1 pseudogene is annotated in these 304 nt (G+C 60.9%); it reads left to right on the top strand.

Going from position 1 to position 304, the window contains the following annotated elements:
- Positions 1-232 precede the first annotated feature (232 nt).
- Positions 233-304 (top strand): annotated as a pseudogene (locus AAIL67_RS24790) (electron transfer flavoprotein subunit alpha); the annotation flags it as partial.

The raw sequence follows: 304 nt of genomic DNA, 5'->3' as shown, positions 1-304 counted from the left end.
TGGCGCTGGCGTCAAGGTGGCCGATGTGGCCGCCCTGGTCGACAAGCTGAAAAATGAAGCCAAAGTGATCTGACTCCCCCTGAGTCGCCTGCGGCGCCTTCCCCCAAAGGGGGACGACGGCCTTGGCTGCGGGGCGGCCCTTGCTGGCCGTCCCTCGCCAGGCTGCGCTGCTGCCAAGGGCTGATGTCCTCTCTCGGACTTCGCCAGAACGTAAAGAAATTTAGAGGTTGATATGACTTCTCTCGTTATTGCAGAACACGACAACGCTTCGATCAAGACCGCGACCCTGAACACCGTGACGGCC

The organism is Comamonas sp. A7-5 (assembly GCF_039581385.1).
GTDB lineage: Bacteria > Pseudomonadota > Gammaproteobacteria > Burkholderiales > Burkholderiaceae_C > Comamonas > Comamonas thiooxydans.
Note: the sequence above shows the minus strand (reverse complement) of the source record. Positions and strands in the feature narration are given on the sequence as shown.